General features: G+C 60.2%; 25 protein-coding genes. 16 read left to right on the forward strand and 9 right to left on the reverse strand.

Translation table 11 applies throughout. From position 1 onward, the window contains the following. The first annotated feature begins 63 nt into the window (after positions 1–63). The 11 genes from FB598_RS19720 (at position 64) to FB598_RS19770 (ending at position 9,803) form a co-directional block, all read left to right on the forward strand. Positions 64–675: a DUF2325 domain-containing protein gene (locus tag FB598_RS19720; protein ID WP_141918066.1), complete on the forward strand. Its 612-nt coding sequence runs from the start codon at positions 64–66 to the stop codon at positions 673–675. A gap of 311 nt (positions 676–986) precedes the next feature. After that, on the forward strand, positions 987–1,481 hold the full coding sequence (locus tag FB598_RS19725; protein ID WP_141918063.1) for a sigma-70 family RNA polymerase sigma factor: 495 nt from the start codon (positions 987–989) through the stop codon (positions 1,479–1,481). Positions 1,482–1,489: 8 nt separating this feature from the next. Then, on the forward strand, positions 1,490–2,509 hold the full coding sequence (locus FB598_RS19730; RefSeq protein ID WP_255464114.1) for a FecR domain-containing protein: 1,020 nt from the start codon (positions 1,490–1,492) through the stop codon (positions 2,507–2,509). Positions 2,510–2,578: 69 nt separating this feature from the next. Continuing rightward, positions 2,579–5,023, forward strand: coding sequence for a TonB-dependent receptor (locus tag FB598_RS19735; RefSeq protein WP_255464115.1), 2,445 nt, complete (start codon positions 2,579–2,581; stop codon positions 5,021–5,023). A gap of 219 nt (positions 5,024–5,242) precedes the next feature. Further along, positions 5,243–5,470, forward strand: a complete 228-nt coding sequence (locus FB598_RS19740) for a hypothetical protein (protein ID WP_141918058.1) — start codon at positions 5,243–5,245, stop codon at positions 5,468–5,470. 59 nt (positions 5,471–5,529) lie between these two features. Beyond that, a complete protein-coding gene (locus tag FB598_RS19745; protein WP_141918053.1) occupies positions 5,530–6,168 on the forward strand; it encodes an ATP-binding cassette domain-containing protein in 639 nt (212 codons plus the stop codon). A gap of 77 nt (positions 6,169–6,245) precedes the next feature. Further along, positions 6,246–6,521: a Wadjet anti-phage system protein JetD domain-containing protein gene (locus FB598_RS21005; RefSeq protein ID WP_370511661.1), complete on the forward strand. Its 276-nt coding sequence runs from the start codon at positions 6,246–6,248 to the stop codon at positions 6,519–6,521. Between the two features lie 75 nt (positions 6,522–6,596). Then, complete coding sequence (locus FB598_RS19755; RefSeq protein WP_141918046.1) at positions 6,597–7,283, forward strand: GntR family transcriptional regulator; 687 nt, start codon at positions 6,597–6,599, stop codon at positions 7,281–7,283. 273 nt (positions 7,284–7,556) lie between these two features. After that, positions 7,557–8,636 carry a BMP family ABC transporter substrate-binding protein gene (locus FB598_RS19760; RefSeq protein WP_141918041.1) on the forward strand — a complete coding sequence of 360 codons (1,080 nt, stop codon included), beginning with the start codon at positions 7,557–7,559 and terminating at the stop codon, positions 8,634–8,636. A 44-nt stretch (positions 8,637–8,680) separates the two neighbouring features. After that, positions 8,681–9,310, forward strand: a complete 630-nt coding sequence (locus tag FB598_RS19765) for a flavin reductase family protein (protein WP_141918036.1) — start codon at positions 8,681–8,683, stop codon at positions 9,308–9,310. Positions 9,311–9,317: 7 nt separating this feature from the next. Further along, positions 9,318–9,803, forward strand: a complete 486-nt coding sequence (locus FB598_RS19770; protein ID WP_141918033.1) for a nucleoside deaminase — start codon at positions 9,318–9,320, stop codon at positions 9,801–9,803. Here FB598_RS19770 and FB598_RS19775 read toward each other — a convergent pair. Further along, on the reverse strand, positions 9,800–10,633 hold the full coding sequence (locus FB598_RS19775) for a Sir2 family NAD-dependent protein deacetylase (protein ID WP_141918030.1): 834 nt from the start codon (positions 10,631–10,633) through the stop codon (positions 9,800–9,802). The two genes, FB598_RS19770 and FB598_RS19775, sit on opposite strands and share 4 nt — an antisense overlap. 184 nt (positions 10,634–10,817) lie before the next feature. Here FB598_RS19775 and FB598_RS19780 point away from each other — a divergent pair, with 184 nt between their 5' ends. From FB598_RS19780 to FB598_RS19790, 3 genes are all read left to right on the forward strand, one after another. Next, on the forward strand, positions 10,818–11,081 hold the full coding sequence (locus FB598_RS19780; RefSeq protein ID WP_141918026.1) for a helix-turn-helix domain-containing protein: 264 nt from the start codon (positions 10,818–10,820) through the stop codon (positions 11,079–11,081). A 166-nt stretch (positions 11,082–11,247) separates the two neighbouring features. Next, the gene (locus tag FB598_RS19785; RefSeq protein WP_221292554.1) at positions 11,248–12,060 is read left to right on the forward strand and encodes an HNH endonuclease; all 813 of its coding nucleotides are present in this window, start codon (positions 11,248–11,250) and stop codon (positions 12,058–12,060) included. A 20-nt stretch (positions 12,061–12,080) separates the two neighbouring features. Further along, the gene (locus tag FB598_RS19790) at positions 12,081–12,944 is read left to right on the forward strand and encodes a hypothetical protein (protein ID WP_141918023.1); all 864 of its coding nucleotides are present in this window, start codon (positions 12,081–12,083) and stop codon (positions 12,942–12,944) included. A gap of 5 nt (positions 12,945–12,949) precedes the next feature. Here the strand turns inward: FB598_RS19790 and FB598_RS19795 are convergent, their stop codons facing one another. The 5 genes from FB598_RS19795 to dnaA form a co-directional block, all read right to left on the reverse strand. Then, complete coding sequence (locus tag FB598_RS19795; protein WP_141918018.1) at positions 12,950–14,251, reverse strand: DNA cytosine methyltransferase; 1,302 nt, start codon at positions 14,249–14,251, stop codon at positions 12,950–12,952. 77 nt (positions 14,252–14,328) lie between these two features. After that, positions 14,329–14,736 (reverse strand): very short patch repair endonuclease, encoded by a 408-nt coding sequence (locus tag FB598_RS19800; protein WP_141918015.1) that lies wholly within the window; start codon positions 14,734–14,736, stop codon positions 14,329–14,331. 141 nt (positions 14,737–14,877) lie between these two features. Then, entirely contained in the window at positions 14,878–17,376 is a 2,499-nt protein-coding gene (gene gyrB, locus FB598_RS19805; protein ID WP_141918011.1) for a DNA topoisomerase (ATP-hydrolyzing) subunit B, read from the reverse strand. 158 nt (positions 17,377–17,534) lie between these two features. Continuing rightward, positions 17,535–18,641 carry a DNA polymerase III subunit beta gene (dnaN, locus tag FB598_RS19810; protein ID WP_141918006.1) on the reverse strand — a complete coding sequence of 369 codons (1,107 nt, stop codon included), beginning with the start codon at positions 18,639–18,641 and terminating at the stop codon, positions 17,535–17,537. Between the two features lie 725 nt (positions 18,642–19,366). Further along, on the reverse strand, positions 19,367–20,785 hold the full coding sequence (gene dnaA / locus FB598_RS19815) for a chromosomal replication initiator protein DnaA (RefSeq protein WP_141918003.1): 1,419 nt from the start codon (positions 20,783–20,785) through the stop codon (positions 19,367–19,369). 71 nt (positions 20,786–20,856) lie between these two features. Here dnaA and FB598_RS19820 point away from each other — a divergent pair, with 71 nt between their 5' ends. Continuing rightward, positions 20,857–21,165, forward strand: a complete 309-nt coding sequence (locus tag FB598_RS19820) for a hypothetical protein (RefSeq protein WP_141917999.1) — start codon at positions 20,857–20,859, stop codon at positions 21,163–21,165. A 14-nt stretch (positions 21,166–21,179) separates the two neighbouring features. Here the strand turns inward: FB598_RS19820 and FB598_RS19825 are convergent, their stop codons facing one another. The 3 genes from FB598_RS19825 to FB598_RS19835 form a co-directional block, all read right to left on the reverse strand. Next, on the reverse strand, positions 21,180–21,947 hold the full coding sequence (locus FB598_RS19825; protein WP_141917996.1) for a class II glutamine amidotransferase: 768 nt from the start codon (positions 21,945–21,947) through the stop codon (positions 21,180–21,182). Between the two features lie 237 nt (positions 21,948–22,184). Beyond that, positions 22,185–22,502: a hypothetical protein gene (locus FB598_RS19830; RefSeq protein ID WP_141917994.1), complete on the reverse strand. Its 318-nt coding sequence runs from the start codon at positions 22,500–22,502 to the stop codon at positions 22,185–22,187. A 495-nt stretch (positions 22,503–22,997) separates the two neighbouring features. Beyond that, positions 22,998–23,234 (reverse strand): hypothetical protein, encoded by a 237-nt coding sequence (locus tag FB598_RS19835; protein WP_141917991.1) that lies wholly within the window; start codon positions 23,232–23,234, stop codon positions 22,998–23,000. 156 nt (positions 23,235–23,390) lie between these two features. Between FB598_RS19835 and FB598_RS19840 the strand changes: the two genes are divergently transcribed. Beyond that, complete coding sequence (locus FB598_RS19840; protein ID WP_141917988.1) at positions 23,391–24,350, forward strand: LysR family transcriptional regulator; 960 nt, start codon at positions 23,391–23,393, stop codon at positions 24,348–24,350. The last annotated feature ends 42 nt before the right edge of the window (positions 24,351–24,392 follow it).

Raw genomic sequence — 24,392 nt, forward strand, 5'->3', positions numbered from 1 at the left:
TCTCATTTATAATCGAGCCCCTCCTCGCCGGATGACGGATTCAATGCACAACGGGAGACTCACATGAACGACACGACGCTTCCTACGCCCTCCATCCAGCGGCCGGATGGCACGCAGGCCGATGAGCATGCGGTACTGCTGCGCCACCTTGCTGCCGCCCAGCTGCGCTGCAGCGAGACCATGCGGCGGCAAGCCGCAGAGATCGCGCAACTGCGCGCGCAGGCGATGCAAATGCGCGCGGCCATCATCGCGCGCGACAGTGCGCTGGCCTGGGCTTGCGAAGACCGCGCCGCGCTGGAGGCGGCCATCCCCGACCTGGCGCCGCGCGTCACGCTGGCGCGCAAGGTCAGGGACCTGAGCCGGCGGCTGCAAGAGCTGATGCGCGACACGCTGCGCCCAACCATATCGACGCCGGCGCCAGCGGCACGCCCGCAAGCCGCCGCCGGCGCGGCGACGCCGGACATCTCGGCGCTGGAGGCCAGCATCGTCGCCGCCGATCTCGTGATCTGCCAGACCGGCTGCCTGAGCCACGGCGCCTACTGGCGCGTGCAGGACCACTGCAAGCGCACCGGCAAGACCTGCGTGATGGTCGAGCAACCGGCCGATTTCCGCGTGGTGCGCATCCACCGTGACATGCGCACGGCCGTCGACGGCATGGCGCCAACTCTCGACTAATCATCAGAACCCGTTCGGGCCGTATCGACGCCAGCGTGTCACCGTTAGCGCTCTTGCTGCCCTTCGATACGCTGCTGCGCAGCGACTCGGGGCGAACGGGAGCTGGACGGTACTACCGGCGTTGCCGGTATTTCTTTTTACCCGGCCGGCACGAAAACAACGGCTGCCGGGCGCCGTTTGTTAATGGTAATCACTATCATTTATAATCACGCTTTCTCACTCCCGGCCTGGCCGCGCCGACAAGGCGCCGATCGAAGCGCGCAGGCGGCTTGCCGGATCGGTTGCCATCTTGTCTGGGATGCCTTTTCCCCATGTCCATCGAAGCCCTCTATTGCGACCACCATTCCTGGCTCAAGGGATGGCTTCTGCGTCGGCTCGGCAATACCGAGCAGGCGGCCGACCTGGCGCATGACACCTTCATCCGCCTGCTCAGCAGCGAACGCGTGCCGGCCACCATCCATGAGCCGCGCGCCTATCTGACCACGGTCGCCCAGAACCTGGTATCCAACCATTGGCGGCGCGAGAAGTTGGAAAAGGCCTATCTCGAAGCGCTGGCGCAAGCCCCGGCCGGCCTGGCGCCATCGCCGGAAGAGCAGGCGATCCTGCTGGAAACCCTGCTGGAACTCGACCGCTTGCTGGACGGCCTGCCGGCCGTCGTCAAGCGCGCCTTCCTGCTGTCGCAGCTCGACGGGCACACCCATGCCCAGGTCGCCGCGGCGCTCGGCATCTCGATTCCCACCGTCAAGCGCTATCTCGCCAAGGCCCTGCAGCGCTGCTACTTTGCCGACATTTCCTTTCCCGGATGAGGCCGACCTTGCCTGCCTCCGACTGGTATAAGCACACGCCCGATGCCGCCGCGGTGCCGCAGCATGTGGCCGAGCGCGCGCTCGAATGGCTGGTGGAACTGCAAGCCCAGCCGGTGCCGCCCCAGACCATCGCGGCATGGACCCGCTGGCGCGCCGAGCATGCCGACCATGAGCGCGCATGGCAGCGCATCGAGTCGGTGCGGGGCCGCCTGCTGCCGCTGGCTTCGCCGCTCAATTCGGCTGTCGCCCAGGCGGCGCTGGCGCCGCGCGGTTCGCCGCATCGGCGCCGGATCGTCAAGGGCCTGGCCGTGGCGCTGTGCGCCGGCGGCGCCGCCTGGGGCACTGCGCAATACACGCCCTGGCGCGAGTGGAACGCCGATTACCGCACCGCCGTCGGCGAACGCCGCGCACTCACGCTGGCCGACGGCACGCGGCTCATGCTCAACACCGGCAGCGCCGTCAACGTCGGCTTCAGCCCGGCCGAACGGCGCATCCGGCTGGTGGCCGGCGAGATCCTGGCAACGACGGCCAAGGATGCGGCGCACCGCCCATTCATGGTCGAGACCGCGCACGGCACGGCCCACGCGCTGGGCACCCGCTATACGGTCAGGCACATGGACGACGCCACCGAAGTGCGGGTATTCGAAGGCGCGGTGCGCATCGCGCCGCGCCACGCTGCCGCCGGGAGCCTGGTCTTGCAGGCCGGCCAGCAGGCGCGCTTCAACGCCGCCGGCGTCCATGCCGCCGGCCGGGTGGACGCCAGCGCCATCGGCTGGACCGACGGCTTCATCATCGCCCGCAGCATGCGGCTGGACGATTTCATCGCGGAGCTGGGCCGCTACAGCCGCGACACCCTCGCTTGCGACCCCGCCATCGCCGACCGGCGGGTATCCGGTTCGTTTCCGCTGGACGATATCGACCGCGTCATCGAAACGCTGGCCGCCACGCTGGACGTGCAGGCCGACATCGGCCACCGCTTCTGGGGCGGCCGCCGCATCCGCATGGACCCGCGGCCGCAACGCGGCTGATCCGTTTCCGGTTTTCGCGGGTCATCGCAACAGGGACGTCAATTTCTTATCCGGAAAGGTCGCATCGACATGGAGCAGGCGAGGGCGCGCTATGCACACGCCATGCAGGCAATGCAGCGGGGGCTGCGGCGTGCGGCATTCATCTGCCGCGCCGTTGCCGCCGTCGCCGCCATGTCGGCGCAGCTGATCCCCGCTCCCGCCTTCGCGCAAACCATGGCCGCGGTGCGCACCTATGACATTCCCGCCGGCCCGCTGGACGAGGTGCTGGGCCGTTTCGGCCACGATGCCGGCATCCTCTTGTCGTTCCGGCCGGACATCGCCGCCGGCCTCCACAGCAACGGGCTGCGCGGCAGTTATAGCGTCGACGGCGGCCTGGCCGCGCTGCTGGCCGACACCGGCATCCAGACGCGCCGCCAGGCCAATGGCGGCTATCTGCTGGACAAGCCCGCCTTCGGCATGGCCAGCCGGCCGCTGCCCACGGTCACCATCATGTCCACCGCAGACCAGGATGCCACCGCGCCCTACGCCGGCGGCCAGATCGCCAAAGGCGGCAGCCTGGGCATCCTCGGCGCCGGCAATGCGATGGATGTTCCGTTCAGCACCGTGAACTACACCGCCGCCCTGCTGGACAACCAGCAGGCGCGCACGCTGGCCGACGTGGTGGAGAACGACGCCTCGGTACGCATGCTCACTTCCGCCGGCGGCTTCGGCGATACCTTCCAGATCCGCGGCTACAGCCTTTCCAGCGGCGATGTCGGTTTCAACGGCCTGTTCGGCCTGGCGTCGGCCAGCCACATGCCGGCCGCCATCATGGAAAGAGTGGAGGTGCTCAAGGGCCCCGGCACCCTGATGAACGGCATCAACCCCGACGGCAGCATCGGCGGCAGCATCAACATCGTCACCAAACGCGCCGGCGACGAGCCGCTCGCGCGCCTGACCACGTCCTTCCAGGGCAAGGGGCAGGCCGGCGTGCAGGCCGATGCCAGCCGCCGTTTCGGCGCCGACAACGCGTGGGGCATCCGCGTCAATGGCGTCTACAAGGATGGGGAGGCCAGCATCAGGGACGGCAACCAGCAACTGGCGGTCGGCGCGCTGGCGCTGGACTACCGCGGTCGCCAGTTGCGCTGGTCGCTGGACACCTATGCGCAGCATGAGGACACCGACAATTTCCGCCCGCAGGTCGGCTTCCTGCCTGAGGTGACATCGCTGCCTTCGCCGCCGCCGGCGGATGCGAACTTCTATCGCGGCAGCCAGTTGCGGCTGGAAGATGCGGCCACGGTGTCGCGCCTCGAATACGACATCGATGGCGACATGACCGCCTACGGCGCCATCGGCTATCGCTACGGCGCGTCCTGGCAGAACCTGGCGACCGGCGCGGTCGATGCCGCCGGCATCGGCACGCTGCGCAACAGCTATTACGACACCTACAGCAAGACCATCACCGCCGACGCCGGCCTGCGCATACGCTTCGACACGGCCGGCATCGGCCATGCGCTGGCCATCGGCATGACGCGGCTGCAGCAGGAAGCCGGCAACGCCTACATCCCCTCCGGCGGCACCGCCACCTACAGCATCTACGGCGCCACGCCGCTGCCGGCCATCACCGATGCGCGCACCTCGCCCAGGAAGTCCTACGACATGGTGCTCACCAGCGTAACGCTGGCCGACACCTTGTCCATGCTGGAAGGCCGGCTGAACATCTTCGCCGGGGCGCGCCAGCAGCAGGTGCGCTACGACAGCTTCGATACCGTCACCGGGCTGCAGACCTCTTCCTACAGCGCCGGCGCGGTTTCGCCGCTGCTGGGCGTGGTGCTCAAGCCGTCCGGAGCAGTTTCGCTGTATGCCAACTACACGGCCGGCCTGACCCGCGGCACGGTGGTGCCGACCGGCGTGCTCAATGCCGGCCAGGTCCTGCCGCCCTACCGCTCCAGGCAATACGAGGCCGGCGTCAAGGTCGACTGGGGCCGCATGACCACCAGCGCGTCGGTATTCCAGATCACCAACCCGAGCGCGGTCATCACCATGTTGCCCAACCCGCCGGGCGCCAGCCTCTACGGCTACGACGGCCAACAGCGCAACCGCGGGCTGGAGCTTTCGGCCTATGGCGAAGCGGCATCGGGCCTGCGCCTGATAGCCAGCGGCGCATTCTTCGACGCCAAGCTGACGCGCACGGCCAACGGCGCCAATGACGGCAAGAACGCCGTCGGCGTGCCGAGATACGCATTCAGCCTGGCGGCCGACTGGGATACCCCATGGCTGGCCGGACTGGCCCTGAATGCGCGCGTAGTCCATACCTCGTCGGTCTACTTCAACGCCGAGAACACCCTGAGCCTGCCCGGCTGGACCCGCGCCGACATCGGCGCGCGCTACCAGACCCGCCTGGCCGGCAAGCCGGTGGTGTTGCGCGCCAACGTGGAAAACCTGTTCAACCGCGACTATTGGCTGCTCGCCAGCCCCTACGCCACGGTGGCGGCGCCGCGCACGTTGCTGTTGTCGCTACAGGTCGATTTCTGAGCGCCATCGCGGCCGCGCCTTGCTGCGCGCATCTTGCCGCCAGGGAATGCGGCGCAGGAATATCTCCCGCCAGCGTCGCCCGCGCTGCCAACATCTTTTATAATCGCCCACAGGAGACAACCCCTCGCGGCATGCCTGCCGCTTCGCCATCGCGCCCACCAGGCAGCATGGATGGCAGGCAGACAAGACGGCATGGCGCGAACAACGACGGTGAATGGCATGGCACTGTATTTCAAGAACAAGAGACCGAAGACCTTCCTTGGCGCGCCCGTGGGCTGGCCATTGATGTTGCTGATGGCGCTCGACCTGTGCATCGCCGGCCTGATGTTTCTCTCCGGCCATGACTGGAGCGGCCTGATCCTGCTGTATCCCCCAATCGCGCTGGCGATCGCCATGCTGGCCGACGCTCGCCGGGAAAAACAGGCCGCACAGCAACGCCGGCGCTGACCCGCCCCAGCCGCATTGCCGGACCGCTCCGCCGCCCGGCGCTTCCACGCCAGACTTCCATGACGACATCACAAGACCGCCCCGCGCTGTTGCTGGTCCGCAAACTCAATTTCGCCTATCCCGGGCATGCACTCTTCAAGGACCTGTCCGCCGCGATCCCGCCCGGAGTCACGCTGGTGCGCGGCGGCGACGGCCGCGGCAAGACCACCCTGCTGCAATTGCTGGGCGGGCTGATGCCGGTCAAGGACGGGGTGCTGGAACTGGACGGCATCCGCCTGGATGAAGACAGCGAAGCTTATCGGCGCCACGTATTCCACGTCGATCCGCGTACCGAGGCCTACGACCAATTGACGCCGCCGGAATTTTTCGACGCCATGGAGAAGCGCTTTCCCGGCTTCGACCATGCGCGCCTGCCGGCGCTGATCGACGGCCTGTCGCTGGCGCCGCACCTGGAAAAGAAACTGTTCATGCTCTCGACCGGCAGCAAGCGCAAGGTCTACCTGGCCGCCGCCTTTGCCGCCGGCGCCGCGCTGAACCTGCTGGACGATCCCTTTGCCGGGCTGGACCGCGCCTCGATCAACTTCGTCACGCAAACCCTCGACGCGCAATCGGACAACCCGCGCCAAGCCTGGGTGGTGGCCTTGTATGAAGCGCCGGAAGGCGTGACGCTGGCCGGTACCATCGACCTGGGCGATTGAGCGCCGGCAAAATTCCAACGTAACAATCCGTACGCTTATGGCTGGGATTCGGCCTGCTGATGGCGCTCATGCTGGCCATGGCCGCATCGGACACCCACGGATTCGCCATTCTGGATGGACTACGATCCCACTTCAGCCATGTTTCTTCGTTTCTGATGGATCGTGAAACGCTAACAGCGCATCAGCCGTTGTCGGGTATGAAAGAACGACATCTACGCGTCGACTTGAAGCAGCCAACTTCCGCAAAAGCATCTCTTTACGACGATCTTCGGTATGACAGCATCCGTGAGAATCTGCGGCTGGAACAGGAGCATGTAAATTTTAGATGGGTGTGCGATCGGTTGCTTCGATAGACAGAACCTCTGCAACGAATACCGACACGTTATGATATCGCCCATCCTCATGCATCCCGCCGTCGTCCACCGTCCATGAAACCCCAACGCGCCCCCGCCGACAACCCGGAAACCCTCGACCAGAACGTGTACGAGGCGATCTTCAACGCCGTCATGCACGGGCGGCTGAAGCCCGGCACGCGGCTGCAGGAAGCCAGCCTGTGCGAACAGTTCGGCGTCAGCCGCACGGTGGTGCGGCAAGCGCTGCGGCGACTGGCGGAATTGCGCATCGTCGACATCGTGCCCAACAAGGGCGCCGCGGTGGCCACGCCGGGCCCGAAGGAAACGCGCGACGTGTTCGCCGCGCGCCGCGCCATCGAAAGCGCCATCGTGCGCGAAGTGGCGCGCAGCATCGACCACGGCGACGTCGCCAAACTCAGGCAGCGCATGCAAGCCGAACACGCCGCCCTGCACGAGGGCGACCACCCGCGCTGGGTGGCGCTGGCCGGCGGCTTCCACCTGGCGCTGGCCGAGCTCTCCGGCAACCAGGTCCTGCAACGCATGCTGACCGAGCTGATGACGCGCTGCTCATTGATCGTGGCGCTCTATGAAGTACCGGGCGAAGCCAGTTGCGAGCACGACGAACATGCGCGCCTGGTCGACCTGCTGGCGCTGCGCGACGGCAACGGCGCCGCCGCTGAAATGGACAACCACCTGCTGGCGCTGGAAGCCCGGCTGCGCCTGCCGCAAGACAACACCGAAGCGCTGCGCCGCGCGTTCTGATTTCCCGCCCGCCATCTCCGGACGATGCGGCTGGTGCTGCCAATGCGACCGATGCGGCGCCTGCCCGCTGGCGGTGCATCCGTCCGCCAACCTCATCTCCCTTGCCCATTTTGCGTGCGAATGCCAAAATGTATACAATCCATATAAATACGTTAAACCCTTTTAAATCAACTAGTTAATTGCATTTCATGGCTGGCATCCAATTTGCATGTATACGATCAATGGCGATCTTTCGCCACCGATCGATCCATCCAATCAAGGAGTCTTGCCGCCATGAACCGCCGTCAATTCTTGCTCGCCACGGGCGCCGCCCTGGCCGCCTCGTCGCAACCCTTCGCCGCGCTGGCCGCGGCACCCAAGCTCAAAATCGGCTTCATCTACCCCGGCCCGGTGGCCGACATCGGCTGGTCGTTCCAGCACGACCTTGGGCGCCGCATGCTGGAGAAGGAATTCGGCGCGCGCATCGAAACCGTGTTCGTCGAACGCGTGCCGGAAACGCCGGAAGCCGAGCGCGTCATGCGCCAGCTGATCGACGACGGCTGCAAGATGATCTTCGCCACCTCGTTCGGCTTCATGAACCCGGTGCTGCGCGTGGCCAAGGAAAACCCGGACGTGATCTTCGAACACTGCTCGGGCTACACCATGGCGCGCAACGTCGGCCTGTACCAGACGCGCTTCTACGAAGGCGCCTACGTGCTCGGCACCATCGCCGGCCGCATGACCAAGACCAACACGCTGGGCTATATAGCGCCGATCCCCATCCCCGAAGTGATCCGCAACCTGGACGCCTTCGTGCTGGGCGCGCGCAGCGTCAACCCCAAGGTCAACGCCAAGGTGGTGTGGATCAATGCCTGGTACGACCCCAGCCTGGAGCGCGACGCCGCGCAGACGCTGGCCGGGCAGGGCGCCGACGTGTTCTACCAGAACACCGACTCGCCGGCCCCGATACAGGTGGCGGAAAGCAAAGGTCTCTACGCCTTCGGCCAGGACTCCGACATGAGCCGCTTCGGCCCCAAGGCGCACCTGACCGGCAACACCCTCAACTGGGGCGTGTACTACGTGCACAAGGTGCGCCAGGCGCTGGAAGGCAAATGGAAAGCGGAGGACACCAAATGGGGCATGAAGGAAGGCATCGTCCAGCTCGCCCCCTACAACGCCGCGCTGCCCAAGGACGTAGTGGCGCAGGCGGAAGAACGCCGCAAGGCCATCGTCGCAGGCACGCTGCAGCCGTTCGCCGGCCCCATCAACAACCAGGCCGGCCAGCTGCAGGTTGCCGCCGGCAAGGCCGTCCCCGAATCCGAACTGTGGACCATGAAATGGTACGTGGAAGGCATCCAGGGCAAGCAACCGTGACCGCCCGCCACGCCCCGCAACAGGCCGCATCCACATGAACCGCCATGACTGAAATCGACTTTTCCGAGATCGGCGTCTACCAGCGCTACAAGTTGATGGCCAGCCTGATCGTGCCGCGCCCGATCGCACTCATCACCACGCTGGGCCAAGACGGCACCGTCAACGCCGCGCCGTTCTCGATGTTCAACATGCTGGGCGAAGACCCGCCGATCATGATGGTCAGCATCAACCGCCTGCACGACGGCGCGCTGAAAGACACCGCCGCCAACATCCTGCGCACAGGAGAGTTCGTCGTCCACCTCACCGACGAAGCGATGTGCACGCAAATGGACGCCTGCGGCGCCACGCTGCCGCCGCACCAGAGCGAGCTGGAGCATGCCGGACTGCACGCCGTGCCATCACGCACCATCGCCCCGCCGCGCATCGCCGAAGCGCCGGTCGCCTTCGAATGCGTGCTGCACGAGAAACTGGAAACGCCCAGCCGCTACATCTTCATCGGCCGCGTGCAATGGCTGGCCGCGCGCGACGGCCTGGTCGACACCGAGCAATGGCGGGTAAGGTTGCAGGACTACCACCCGGTCGGCCGCTTTGGCGCCAGCTTCTATCTCAACTCCAGCGGGCGATTTACGCTGGACAAAGCGCAAACCGCATCTACCCAGATTGATGAAATGTGAGGCCACTATGAACGACAAACCCGTGACTAGATTTACCGAGCAGGATATTGCCGCGATGCGGCTGGCGATCGACGCATCCGAACAGGCATTGAAGCGCGGCGACATGCCATTTGGCGCGACGCTGGTTTCGCCTGCCGGCGAAGTGCTGATGGTGGAGATGAATAACCAGAACACCGCACAGGATTGCACGGGGCATGCGGAGATGGTGCTGGTGCGGCGGGCGCAGAAGGAACTGGGGCTGGCGGCGATGCGCGGTGCTACCGTATATGCAAGCGGGGAGCCTTGTGCGATGTGTGCGGGGGCGATGTTTTGGGGAGGGGTGAAGAGGGTGGTGTTTGGGGCGCCTACGCCGTTGATGGGAGAGATATTGGGTGGGGCGACGTTGCCGTTGCGGGCGGCTGGGGTTGTTGTGGGGGCGGTACCTGGGGTTAGTGTGGAGGGGCCGTTGTTGGAGGAGGAGGCTGTGGCTGTGTTACGGAAGGTTGACGGTTAGGAGAGCAACAATCTCAAACCCTCTAGTGCGCCGCAAGGCAAACCGACCTTGTTTGCGCCTTTCACCAACCATTCTCGCGGATTGATGCGTATCAGCGGCGCTCCCAAATTTTCACTCATGCGCCGCACGGATGGCACAGCCGTACCGGCGCCAAGCTCGATCACCATCGGGCGCTTTGCCGCATCCATCCAAGCGCGCATACGGGCGTACTGCGCATCGGTGCGGCGCTCGTTCCAGCGGTAGTCGTTGAACATCAGAATATTCGGCCGCGCCACCGCACCGCATGACAGGCACAGTGGCAAGGGCGAGCTCAACCGGCAATGCGCCATGTCCACTTGCGGCGTTACCGCATCTGCAGGCCAGATCGCACCGGTGCAGTCGTCGCTGCATTGCAGATGATGGATGCTGCCGTGGCACTCGACGATGTACTCCTCGGCCACTCCGGCCTTCTGAAACTGACCATCGACGTTGCTGGTAAAGACGAACATGCCTTGAGGTTTCGTCTTTGCCAGTTCATTCAGCAATGCAAACCCAGCATGCGGCACAGTCTCGCGATACAGCGCCAGGCGATGACCATAAAAACCCCAGGATTGCACCGGATCTTCAGTGAAGGCCTCGCCATTGGCGATTTCGGTGAAGGTGATGCCGGTTTTGGCCAGCGGGGGATAGGCATTCCAGAAACCCTCGTTACCGCGGAAGTCGGGGAGGCCGGAGTCTACGCCCATGCCAGCGCCGGCTGTGATGATGAGGCTGTCGGCTTCTTGGAGCCATTGACGGACACGGGTAAGAAGGGCTGGATCGATTGAAAGTGTCGAGGGCGTGGCTAGCATCTTGAGCTTAAGTGGTGGGGCATGATAGCGCTTGCAGGGATAGGATCGCTAAGCAAAGTCCCATAGATAACATGCGAGAGCCGGGAAGATAATCGCTGTACTTTGATAAAATGTAACTCAAAGTGTGCTTTAACAATCTTTAAGTTGATAGCTCGTTCCTCTAAGACGCCGGAAGCTAGGGCGCATGAAAAAAGCCAAATCCCAACCTGTTGCTCGTGAAATCTTTGGATTGAACGTCCGGCGTGCTCGCCGGTTTAAAGAGATATCGCAAGAAGAACTTGCTTTTCAGGCGGAGATTAGTCGCAACTATTTGAGCGATGTGGAACGCGGGGTACGCAATGTTTCCATTGACAATATGGAAGCGTTATCCAAAGCACTCGGGATCAATCTCGCCGATTTATTAAAGCCAGATCTGTTCGCAATGAACGCGGATGATCTCAAAGAGTGAGCTCGCAATTACAGATTAATTTCATTTGAAGCGGGCTCATTTCTGAGCCCGCTTTTTATTTCCCCTCCATAAGAATTTATAACGAGGTACACTCCGCTAGACAGAAAATCGAATAAATTCGATTATTCAACGTAACCAAGTTGAAACATCTTGGGCTAGTGAAAAAATGAAGAAGCGAATTGGGGAATTGGCTTCCAAGCCTATGCGAGAAAAGGGCACCACGGTTACAAAGAATGCCAGATGGTCTCGAGACGAGCTGATATTAGCTCTCGACTTGTATATGGAGACTCGCGGTCGTTCTTTAGCAAAAGATGCACCGGAGATCGAAGAACTGTCTCATCTACTGAGTCATTTGGGCCAATCACTCGGTCTGGTTGCTGCAAACAGCTACCGAAATATGAATGGCGTTTATATGAAATTGATGAATTTCAGACGCTTTGATCCAATCCACGCTAAAGCTGGCAAGGTGGGATTGGCTCGCGGTAACAAGGACGAGGAACACGTCTGGAAATTGTTTTCTTCTGATCCTGAGCACCTTAAATACGTAGCCCAATTTATTCGGAACAGCATCAAATCTCCCCAGACAACTCTGCTCCAAAATGTCGATGATCTAGAAATCGAAGAAGCAGAAGAGGGGGGGCTTGCGACCCGATCTCACCATCATCGTGAGCGTAATCGACAGCTAGTAAAGAAAGCAAAAGCAAGGGCATTAAAACTACATGGGCGCCTGTTTTGTGTCGTTTGCAATTTCGATTTCTCCGCGTACTACGGAGACATCGGCGAAGGAATTATTGATGTACATCACACGAAACCGATCCACACCATGCAGCCAGGAGAAAAAACAAAGATTTCTGATTTAGTACTTTTGTGTGCGAACTGCCATCGAATAATTCATTCAAGGCGCAAGTGGCTGACGGTCGAGGAAGTTCGCCTTGCGCTGAAACTTCATGAGTATCGCCCAATGGTAACAATTGAGTGACCGCGAATTTTTGAGGGATTATGGGAAAAAAGAAAAGCGATAAAACCGTGGTCATCGAGTACATCTTTGATCAACTCTATGACTCGGAGACAGAACAATTCACAAGAACTATTGTTACTTCCGAAGATTTGCAGAATGCCAAGCGTTATTGCGCTGAACACCATCAGATTACGTTGAAATTGGACGGTAATCCTTTCAATTTCATGAAAGACATAGTCAGAGGCAAAAGCGCAAACAAGATCTGGCCCGAACGACTGCGTAAACTAGGTATCGTTGGGCAACAGAGAACTGGCAACGGCGCTATCTTCGAATTCGTTAGACAAGAGGACGGCAGCCCCGAGAGTTTTGAAGAAGATTTTCGGCCAACAGAGACAACTCCTCGCATCCCCATACAGAGCTTAAGTCTACCCCTAGCTTCTAAATCTCTCGGGCGTACAGATGAATCGTGGCTATTGCAAGTCGCGGTGAATCTACGGGTTGTCGAAACTCATTTCGCAACGGGTCAAGATACTCAGGTAAATGCGCTCGAGCTGTCGCATTTGCAAATGGATATTAAACTTAGGAAGGTGCAAATTGATGCTCTTTTCTTAGCACAATTTGCATCCCAATCCGGAGAAAAAACAGAAAGCGCCCTTATTACGGTAGAAGCAAAGCAGGGTAATCAGCGCATTCTCACTGAACAAATCGCTCGTCAAGTTAGAGCAGCCTTCGACTCTACCAAAACAAATCTGGTTATTCCTCTCGCTATCGCTGCAATTAAAAACCAAGGAATTTATGTAGTTGAATTTAAGGCAGTAAACCGATCAGAAATTGATCAATTCATGACACCGATCTTCCATCGAGACGCTATGTTCATTTTGTATCCAGCAGTAACCGGAATCTAAGCGAATCAGGATTGAAGCTCTGCTTCGTCCTGCTCTTCGTCAACCCCATTCAATAGCAAAGATTCGTTTTGAGCCTCCGATACCTTTCTTGTACGCTGTGCAATCACAGAACGTGAAACTGCAAAATATGCGGCGGCCTCACCCATATTCATAGACAGAAGCGATGTAGAACCAAGTTTCAGCGCTGATCGTGGACGAGTCGGTTGTACCCCTAGTGCGCTAATAATAGACGACGCAACAGCCCTCCCAAGTATCGGAGGAACACTATTCCCAATTTGTCTAAAACCATGCCATTTGGTGACATGCATACGGAACCAATCGGGATAAGAATGAAGCCTAGCCGCCTCACGCACGGTCAGTACTCGGGAGTAAACAGGATGAATTGGTCTAGGCGACGTATGAGCCCCTCTAGCACTGTCAGTTCCTGCCCGAAGGGTATTACATACTCCATCAAGAGATAAACGTAAGAAGCGACTTATCTTCTCAACAGAACCTGGCGACGTCGCAAGAAAACGTTCTTTAGATTCCGCTGTGTGCTCTGTTATTAGGCTGCAAGTAAGAAGATTCGCATCGAACGCTCTTTTGTAACCATAGTTGCTAGGATCTTCCAATTGTCCACGGAGACGGCGCGCATATGTTGAAGACGTTGTCCATTCAACTAGTACAGAATCGCTCTTTTTCAGTCGATCAAATTGATCTGCATCGGGCAGGTCCGAAATTGCATCACGTACAGTAATTGATTCCGTGCAAGTAGCTGGATATATAGGCATGGACTCACCGTTCCTGGCTGCCATTAGAAAGAGCCGCTCTCTCGACTGAGGTACGCCATAGTCCGCGGCATTAAGCACTTTATAAGGCAACAAGACACTGTAACCAGCGTCTTTCAGAGCGTCAATAAGCTCTTCTAAGAACTGCGCGTGCTTACCAAGTGTGAGTCCTTTCACATTCTCGAAAACACAGTACTTTGGCTGTAACTCTCTTACCAGCCGAACGTAGTGAAACACCAGCTGATTACGTTGGTCGTCAAGGGCTCGCTTGCCAATCATCGAGAAACCTTGGCATGGAGCACCGCCAAATACGACATCAATTTCACGATTTTGCAAATTACTCAGTGCCCGGATTTCCTGTCCCGTCAGATTAATGACGCTCGCACATATTGTCTTGCACTTAGGAAAATTGTATTCGTGAGTTGCACAATGAATCGGGTCGATCTCTACAGCAGCTGCAATATCAAATCCTGCTTGCTCAAAGCCCAAAGAGAGCCCACCAGCTCCGGCGAATAAATCAATCCCAATTGGTCGCGCCATATAACATCTCTCCACTGCAATACCAATAACAAACGATCGCTATCTTAGCTGGTTGTGAAAGAAAAGGCGATCGAAATTTAATCCCTTAAGAATTCCTCCAACCTTAACAATAGGGTTTCAGTTTCATAAAGTTCGCATTGCCACAAAATTAAAATTTTCCACCCTTGCTGTTCAAGTAAATCTACGTTTTTTGCATCTCGAGATTTGTTGGCATTAATTTTTGGCTGCCAATATTCCAGTTTGGACTTGGGTAATTGTCCTTTTTTGCAGAGATGACCGTGCCAAAAACATCCATGGACAAAAATTACCTTCTTTTTCCCAGGGAAACAGATATCGGGACGACCTGGTAAGTCTTTCCGATGCAGTCGATATCGGTAGCCCAAACCATAGATGATCTTTCGAACAATGATCTCTGGGCCTGTGTCCTTAATTCGCACCGATTGCATAATCCTGCGTCGCTGCTCTATGGTACGGGTGTCAACCATCAAGACTCCGATACGTACTCGAAAGGTATCCAGACAATTCAAACTTCCCAATATCCGCTAGACAAAACGCCCGGACAAGCCGGGCGTTTGCATGCTCAAAATAAGTTGAATTATTTCATTATCTGTTGCACCCGAGAGACGTCAAACGTCAATATTCCCCGCCTGCAGCGCATTACTCTCAATAAACGCCCGACGCGGCTCCACATCATCCCCCATCAGGGTCATGAAGATCTGATCCGCCGCAATAGCATCCTCGATCTGCACCTTCAGCAAACGGCGCACGGTCGGGTCCATCGTGGTTTCCCACAGCTGCTCGGGGTTCATCTCGCCCAGGCCTTTGTAACGCTGCTTGTTGACGCCGCGTTCGGCTTCGTCGCGCAGCCAGGCCATGGCCTGGCGGAAGTCGGTGACGGCTGACTCCTTGCGCTTTTCGCCCTGGCCGCGGGCGACGGAGGCGCCTTTGCGGATCAAGCCCTTGAAGGTCTGGGCGGCGTTCGACAGCACCTGGTAGTCCGGGCCGCTGGCGAAGTCGGCGTCGATCACGGTGGCCTTGATGTTGCCGTGGTGGCGGCGCTGGATGTGCAGGGCGAGCTTCTCGGAGAGTTCGTCGAGCTTGGCCACGACTTGCACGCTGGGGTCGGCGATTGCCTTGGTGAGTTCGGCGGCGGTGGCTTCGGCTTGTTCCAGGTTTTCCATCTTCAGGACGACGCCGGCGTTCATGATGGCGTCGAGCGCGGCTTCATCGATGGCGCGCGTGAGGCGCATGATGATGGCGTTGGCGGTGTTGTACTGGCGGGCCAGTTCGACCAAGGCGTCGCCGCTGATGCCGGGGGCGTCTTCGGCCGGTTTCAGTTCGGCGTCGTTCAGGGCGATCTGCATCATGTATTGCGCTTCTTCGAGGTCGTCCTTGAGGTAGCGCTCATCCTTGCCGGCCTTGACCTTGTACAGCGGCGGCTGGGCGATGTAGATGTGGCCGCGTTCGACCAGCGCCGGCATCTGGCGATAGAAGAGCGTGAGCAGCAGGGTGCGGATGTGGGCGCCGTCGACGTCGGCGTCGGTCATGATGATGATGCGGTGGTAGCGCAGCTTGTCCGGGTTGAATTCGTCGGCGCCGATGCTGGTGCCCAGGGTGGCGATGAGGGTGGTGATCTGCTCGGAGGAGAGCATCTTCTCGAAGCGCGCCTTTTCGACGTTCAGGACCTTGCCGCGCAGCGGAAGGATGGCCTGGAACTTGCGGTCGCGGCCCTGCTTGGCGGAGCCGCCCGCGGAGTCGCCCTCGACGATGTAGAGTTCGCACAGGGCCGGGTCGCGTTCCTGGCAATCGGCCAGCTTGGAGGAGAGGCCCAGGCCGTCCATGACGCCCTTGCGGCGGGTCAGTTCGCGCGCCTTGCGCGCGGCTTCGCGCGCGCGGGCGGCTTCGACGATCTTGCCGCAGATGATCTTGGCGTCGTTGGGCTTTTCCATCAGGTAGTCGGTGAGCGTCTTGGCGACGATTTCCTCGACCGGGCCGCGCACTTCGGAAGAGACCAGCTTGTCCTTGGTCTGCGAGCTGAACTTGGGTTCGGGCACTTTCACCGAGAGCACGCAGGTGAGGCCTTCGCGCATGTCGTCGCCGGAGATTTCGACCTTGGCTTTCTTGGCGAAATCGTTCTCGTCGATGTACTTGTTGATGACGCGGGTCATCGCCGCGCGCAGGCCGGTCAGGTGGGTGCCGCCGTCGCGCTGCGGGATGTTGTTGGTGAAGCACAGCACCTGCTCGTTGAAGGCGTCGTTCCATTGCATGGAGACGTCGACCGAGATGTTGGTGTTCTGGTCCGACATCTTGTCGCCGGTGGCCTGGAACACGGTCGGGTGCAGCACGTTCTTGTTCTTGTTGATGTATTCGACGAAACCGCGGGTGCCGCCTTCGAAGGCGAAGTTTTCTTCCTTGCCGGTGCGCTGGTCGCTCAGCTTGATGTGCACGCCGTTGTTGAGGAACGAGAGTTCGCGGATGCGCTTGGCGAGGATCTCGTAGTGGAACTCGACATGGGTGAAGATTTCTTCGTCGGCCCAGAAGTGGACTTCGGTGCCTTTCTTGTCGGATTCGCCGATGACCTTGATGGGCGAGACCTGGATGCCGTCGATGGTTTCCAGTTCGCGGTTTTGCACCACGCCCTTGGCGAACTCCATGGAGTGCACCTTGCCGTCGCGGCGGATGGTCAGCAGCAGTTTCTTGGACAGCGCGTTCACGCAGGACACGCCCACGCCGTGCAGGCCGCCGGAGACCTTGTAGGAGTTCTGGTCGAACTTGCCGCCGGCGTGCAGCTCGGTCATCACGATTTCGGCGGCGGAGCGCTTGGGTTCGTGCTTGTCGTCCATCTTCAGGCCGGTGGGGATGCCGCGGCCATTGTCGGTGATCGAGATCGAGTTGTCGGCGTGGATGGTGACGTGGATCTCGCTGCAGTAGCCGGCCAGCGCTTCGTCGATGGAGTTGTCCAGCACTTCGAACACGAGGTGGTGCAGGCCGGTGCCGTCAGAAGTATCGCCAATGTACATGCCGGGACGCTTGCGCACCGCCTCCAGGCCTTCCAGGATCTGGATGGAGGAGGCGCCGTAGCTTTGTTGCGCGGAGTTGGTGTTGTCTGCTGGGCTGGAGGACATGGTTACCTTCTGAAAAAGCTAGCCAAACGACTAGAGACTGCGGGTGAAACGACAAAGAAACGACAAAATGCGACAGGGTTACGGCTGAAAACGGAATTCTTAAAAGCGACTGAGGGGCCGTCTCGGACGGCCCCTCGTGCGCTTGCAGGCGGCAGCGCTTAAATGCGCATCGGCATGACGACGTATTTGAAGTCGGCGTTGTCCGGGATGGTGACCAGGGCCGACGAGTTGGCATCGCCCAGGGCGATGTTGACGTAGTCGTTCTTCAGGTTGTTGAGCACGTCGAGCAGGTAGCTGACGTTGAAACCGATGTCGACGGTGTCGCCGCCGTAGTCGATTTCGAGTTCTTCGACCGCTTCTTCCTGGTCGGCGTTGGTGGAGCTGATCTTCAGGCTGCCGGGAGCGATCACCCAGCGCACGCCCTTGAACTTGTCGCTGGTCATGATGGCGGCGCGCTGCAGCGAACGCAGCAGCTGTTCGCGGCTGATGGTGAAGCTGTTCTTGTAGCCCTTGGGCACCACGCGGGTGTAGTCGGGGAACTTGCCTTCGACCAGCTTGGAGATCAGTTCGATGTCGGCGAAGCTCAGCTTGACCTGGTTGTTGGCGATTTCGAGTTTGACTTCTTCATCGCTCTCGTCGAGCAGGCGCTGCAGCTCGATGATGGTCTTGCGCGGGATGATGACTTCCTGGCGCGGGAACTCCTGTTCGGTGGCGACCTGGCAGAAGGCCAGGCGGTGGCCGTCGGTGGCGACCGCGATGACATTCTTGCCTTCGACCACCAGCAGCAGACCGTTCAGGTAGTAGCGGATGTCCTGCTGGGCCATGGAGAAGTGGACCATGTTGAACAGGTGCTTCAGGGTCTTTTGCGGCAGGGTGACTTGGGCGTTGTACTGCTCGGCCTGGGCGACGGTGGGGAATTCTTCCGCGGCCAGGGTCTGCAGTGCGAAGCGCGATTTGCCGGATTGCACGGTCAGGCGCTTGTTGGCAAGCGAGATGGAAACTTCGCCGGAGTCGGGCAGGGCGCGCAGGATGTCGAGCAGCTTGCGCGCGGCCACGGTGGTGGCGACGGCATCGCTGCCGGAACCGACTTCGGCGTGCGTGGTGATCTGCACTTCGATGTCGGTGGACAGGAAAGACACTTTCTCGCCGTCCTTGCGGATGAGGATATTGGCCAGAATCGGCAATGTGTGCCGACGCTCGACAATACCGCTCACGATCTGCAGAGGACGCAGGAGCGTGTCTCTTTGGGTTTTAACCAATTGCATAGTCTGTTTGTCCTTGCTAATAGTGGTTTAAAGGATGCCGCTGGCTGACTTGCCGCTCATGCAAATGTCGCGCGTGTTCCCCCTCTGGTGAAAACAACCGGAACCTGCCTGGAATACGCAACGCTCCTGCATTTGCACGGCCTGCCCGCAGCCGGTCCGAAACCTGTTCCCAAGCCGCCGGCAAGCATTCTGGCAGGCTGATTGTTGTGTTTTTAATCACACACCTGGACCACCCTGCGCGCCGGACAGCGCGTTAGGAACATTTGAAGGCAAATCCCCCATTTTTAAAGAGGTTTTCTCCGAAGTTTCCTTGATATCCCGCGGATTTCCTGCTCATTGGGCGGCCCTGGCGTCCGCCGGCGAAATATCGCCTTCCATTGTACCAATCATCCCCCTTCAACGTAAGTTTTTGCTTGGTAAACAGGTGCGTTGGACGCCGGATTGTGGGCGGATTCGGCATGGCTGGGAAAAGGGTCCGGGAATGCCGGGGGCCGGGTATCCCGTTCAGTTAATCCTGAATTTATCTCCGTCGCCCTGACGAAAGTCAGGGCCCGGCGTCGTTCAGCGTCTGTCAGGGCGCAACGAAAGACACTGGGTCCCGGCTTTCTCCGGGACGACGGGTTGGAAAGCGGCGGCAGCGGCCGTCCCAACGCGCCGACCGCACATGAAAATGCCGCCCCAGGCTGCGGGCGGCATGTTGACGGCATGGCGTACGGCTTGCCGGGTCAGCCCTTGAGGGTCTGCTCCAGCACGTGCAGCTCGTGGTTGCATTCCGGGCTCTTGGCGCGGTCGGCGGCGATCTTGCGCACCGCGTGCAGCACCGTGGTGTGGTCGCGGCCGCCGAACAGGTCGCCGATTTCGGGCAGGCTCTTCTGGGTCAGTTCCTTGGCCAGGTACATGGCGATCTGGCGCGGCCGGGCGATGTTGGCCGGGCGCTTTTTCGAGTACATGTCGGCGACCTTGATGTTGAAGAAGTCGGCCACGGTCTTCTGGATGTTTTCCACCGAGATCTGGCGGTTTTGCACCGACAGCAGATCCTTCAGGGCTTCCTTGACGACATCGATGGTGATGTCCTTGCCGTGGAAGCGCGAGTAGGCCAGGATCTTGCGCAGCGCGCCTTCCAGCTCGCGCACGTTGGAGCGCAGGTGCTTGGCGACGAAGAAGGCGACGTCGTCGGACAGCACGACTTCTTCGGCGGAGGCTTTCTTCATCAGGATCGCCACCCGCATTTCCAGTTCGGGCGGCTCGATCGCCACCGTCAGGCCGGAGTCGAAACGGGAGATCAGGCGGTCGTCCATGCCGCTGATTTCCTTGGGGTAAGTATCGCTGGTGATGATGATCTGCTTCTTGGCCGCGATCAGTGCTTCGAAGGCGTAGAAGAATTCTTCCTGGGTGCGGCTCTTGCCGCCGAAGAACTGGATATCGTCGATCAGCAGCAGGTCCAGCGAGTGATAGTAGCGCTTGAAGTCGTCGAAACCCTTGCGCTGGTAGGCGGTGACCACGTCGCGCACGTATTGCTCGGCGTGGATGTAGCGGATCCTGGCGCCCGGGTTATCCACAAGCACCTGGTTGCCGATGGCGTGGATGATGTGGGTCTTGCCCAGGCCCACGCCGCCGTACAGGAACAGCGGGTTGTATGACACGCCGGGGTTGTTGGCGACCTGGGTGGCGGCCGCGCGGGCCAGCTGGTTGGCCTTGCCGGTAACCAGGTTGTCGAACGTCAACACAGGGTTGATGCGCGACTGTTCCTGGCGCGGCGCAACTGCGCGCACCGGTTCCGGCTCTGGCTGGTAGGCCTGGGCCGTCGGCAGGCCGAGGCCGGAAATGCCGCCGCCGCCGGCGCCCGGATAGCCGGGTTCGACGCCGCCGTTGGTGGCCGCTGCGGCGCGCCGGGCCTGGCCCACGCGCGGGTCGAGCACGAATTGCACTTCGATCGGGGACTCCCAGTATTCGCTGGCGAGGTTGGTGATGCGGCTGGCGAACTGGGCCTTGACCCAGTCGAGCTTGAAACGGTTGGGCGCGGCGATGCGCAGCAGCCCGTCTTCATAGTCGAGCGGCACCAGCGGCTTGATCCAGGCGCTGTATTGTTGCGGAGTCAGTTCCTGCTCGAGTTTGGTGGAGCAGGTCTGCCAGAAGTTTTCCATGAAGCTTTCTTATTGAATAGGAGTGCGGCGCCGTTGAACGGATTCAGGTCAGGACCGGTGGATAAAAAACAATGTCGGCCGAGGCGCAAACAAGGGACGCATTTTACCCTGCTGCCGGAAAGTTATCCACAGGACGCGAGGCAGTTTGGCAGAGTAAAAAATCATATCCATCGGTGGGAAATGGCCGATTCGGACATTATTTTCCTGACAAGCGGCACCGCCATGCGGCTTGCCGGGGGACAGAGCCGATCGATTTCCTTTTCGACAATATTTTGATGGGGACAGTGTTTTTTGCAACCGGTGATCCCGTTTGCGGGAGACTGCCCGGCTTTGTCCCTTTTTTACTTCTTTTTATTCTTTTTGGCAGCTTTCCAGCCTGAGGGCGCCGGCCGGTTCAAGCGACCACGTCGCCATCCACGAATACCTTGAGTTCGCCCGGCTGGTATGGCGTCCAGACTTCGTTGTTGGTCAGCGGCTGGGTGACGATGACGGCCACGCGGTCGTTGACCGTGGTGACCTGGGCGAAATCGACCGACAGCTCGTCATCCGACAGCTTGGCGGTGGTGAAGGGATGCTGGCGGATGATGTAGTAGAGGTGGGTGGAACAGTGCGTGTAGAGCGCCGATCCGTCCGAGAGCAGCATGTTGAAGGTGCCGTGGCCGGCGATGTAGTCGGCGATCTCGCGCAGCGCGGCGCGCAGTTCGGCCAGCGGCGGCAGCGTGTCGCCGAAGCGCTTGCGGAACTCCTGCAGGATGTAGCAGAAGGCCTGTTCGCTGTCGGTGGTGCCGACCGGGCGGTAGGGGCCGTCGAGCTGCGGCGTGAAGTTTTTCAGGTCGCCGTTGTGGGCGAATACCCAGTAGCGCCCCCACAGTTCGCGCACGAAGGGATGGCAGTTGGCCAGCGCCACGCGGCCCTGGGTCGCCTTGCGGATGTGGGCGATGACGTGCTGCGACTTGATCGGGTATTGCTTGATCAGTTCGGCCACCGGCGACTCGATCGCGGCCTGGTGGTCGACGAAGGTGCGCACGCCGGCGCCTTCGAAGAAGGCAATGCCCCAGCCGTCGCTGTGATGATCGGTCAATCCCCCGCGGGTGGCGAAACCGGTAAAGCTGAAGACGATATCGGTCGGGGTGTTGCAGTTCATCCCAAGAAGCTGGCACATGGTATTCGAGACATTGATAAGTGTTGCCGGACTGTCAAAGTTATCACGATTGCCGCCTGCCGGGAGCGGCCGGCCCGGTCGACGTGGATAAAAAACGCAGATAAAAAAAACCCCGCGAGCTTGCGCTTGCGGGGTTAATCCTTCCTAAAGAGGGAGGAGGAGACGCGGTACGTACTACAAAACCTCAGAACTACTACTCGACTAGAAGTCGGCTTGCCGTGGAACGGCGGCGGGCGCTCAGTCGCGCGCGGCCATGTTGCGCAGTTCGTTGGCGAAATTCGGTTGGGTCAGGCTGTATTCGTTGGCCATGCGGTTCAACATGCGCTTGCCGCTGAACTTGTGCGCCAGGATGCGCTGTTCCAGCGACTTGCGCGGCTTGACCAACAGCACGGCGGCTTGCGCCAGACCCAGCAGCAGCGGCTTGAACACCATCAGCACCGTCACCAATGCCCCCAGACCCAGGGCCGGACGCACGTAGGCAGCCAGCATGCCGATCAGCGCCTGCGAGAAGGGAATCGCGGTTTCGGCGGGAAAGGCCAGGTTCAGGAAGGACATGTTATTTCTACCTCTGATAAGTCTTTGCGGTGCGCATCAGGCGCGTTCAATCTCACTGTTGTTGCATCGCAGTATATGTTTGTGCGGTTTGTATGACTACTTTAGAGTTCTCATATCAGTTATAGCGCTGATGAATATGGCCAAACAACACTGCCGCTCAGCGTTTGTGAATATCTCGCCGGCCTTGCTGGTGTAGCCTCGGTAGCGGGGGCTTTGTAGCGACGAAAAAAAACCCCACAGGCATGGCCTGCGGGGTTAATCCTTCCTAAAGAGGGAGGAGGAGACAACGGATCGGTGTCCAGACGCGTTGATCGAATCAGCGTCAACACAGGCGCCGTACGCGCCTGGACAACCGAAATTCCTGACACCGGAGGCGGTGGCCGGTTGGGCCTGCCGCCATGTCGCGCAGCGAATGGCGCGCGACCGGTAAAAACTTGAATCCTGTACTGCCTTGCCGCCGGCGCTTTTTCAGCGCCTGTCGGCCGCTGTTGCCAATTAGCCGCGGGAAGCGATGAAACGCAGTTCGGCGGCCAGGTTCGGCTGGGTTGCTTCGAACTTGTCGGCCATGCGGTTCAGCTGGCGCGAACCGTTGGCGCGATCCTGTTCGGCGGCGACCAGGGCCACGGCTTGCAGTTCGTGGGCCTTGACGAAGTGGATGAAGATGTTGCGCAGGACGGCTGCGAACTTGCTCTTGAACGTGGTGTTGACGGTGCTTTGTGCGATGGTTGCCATGATTCGATCCTTGACGTTGTGTGTTATGTTGCATTGCAGTGTAGTGAACTCACATTTATTTGACCAATTTCCTTTTCGGATATCAGTTATATAATTCGTGAATAGCTATTTCCGGAATTCATTCGCGATCCACTTTCCGCCGCAAAGGCCCGCCCTATGAGCTTCCTCACCCTGGACCTGAACCTGCTGCGCGTATTCGACGCGGTCATGACCGAGCAGAACCTGACGCGTGCAGCCAACTTGTTGGCCATGACCCAGCCGGCTGTCTCCAATGCGCTACGACGGCTGCGCGATACCCTCAACGACGACCTGGTGATCCGCACCGCGCATGGCGTCAAACCGACGCCGCGCGCCGAAGAACTGTGGCCGACCGTGCGCCGGGCGCTGTCCGAGCTGGAAGCGGTGATCGCGCCGGAAAGCTTCGATATCTCGCGGGCCCAGAATACCTTCCGCATGGCCATGGTGGACGCCACCGCCGCGCTGTGGCTGCCGTCGCTGGTGCGCACCATCATGCGCGACGCGCCGCGCATCAAGATCCGCATGATGCCGCTGACCACCCGCGACCCGCGCGCCATGCTGCTGCGCGGCGACATCGACCTGGCGGTGGGGTTTTTCCCCGGCGTGACGGCGCAACTGGCCGACGGCCAAGGCATGGCCAAGAGCCAGATCAGCCATGCCCGGCTGTACACCGGCCAATACGTATGCGTGATGCACAAGAACCACCCGCTGGCGGCCCAGCCGCTGACGCTGGATACCTACTGCGCCGCCGACCACCTGCTGGTGAGCCTGTCGGGCAAGCCGCATGCGGTGATCGACGACGTGCTGGCCGGCATGAACCGCGAGCGCAAGATCCTGCTGACGGTGAACCAGTTCTTCACGGCCGGGCGCATCGTCGCCAGTTCGGAACTGCTGACGGTGCTGCCGCGCCACCTGGTGGCCGCCACCGGCATGGCCGAGGTGCTGGTGGTCAAGGAGTTGCCGTTCCAGACGCCGGAAGAACACGTCGACATGCTGTGGCACGAGCGCGATGCACGCAATCCGGCCCACAAATGGCTGCGCGCGCACTTGAGTGCAACGACGCACGACGAATTCGGTCGCATCAACATGAAGCGCTGATGCGGCGCATAGAGATATAAGAATCCCGCCGGCCCCGGGAGA

It is taken from the genome of Herbaspirillum sp. SJZ106, assembly GCF_006715495.1.
GTDB lineage: Bacteria > Pseudomonadota > Gammaproteobacteria > Burkholderiales > Burkholderiaceae_D > Herbaspirillum.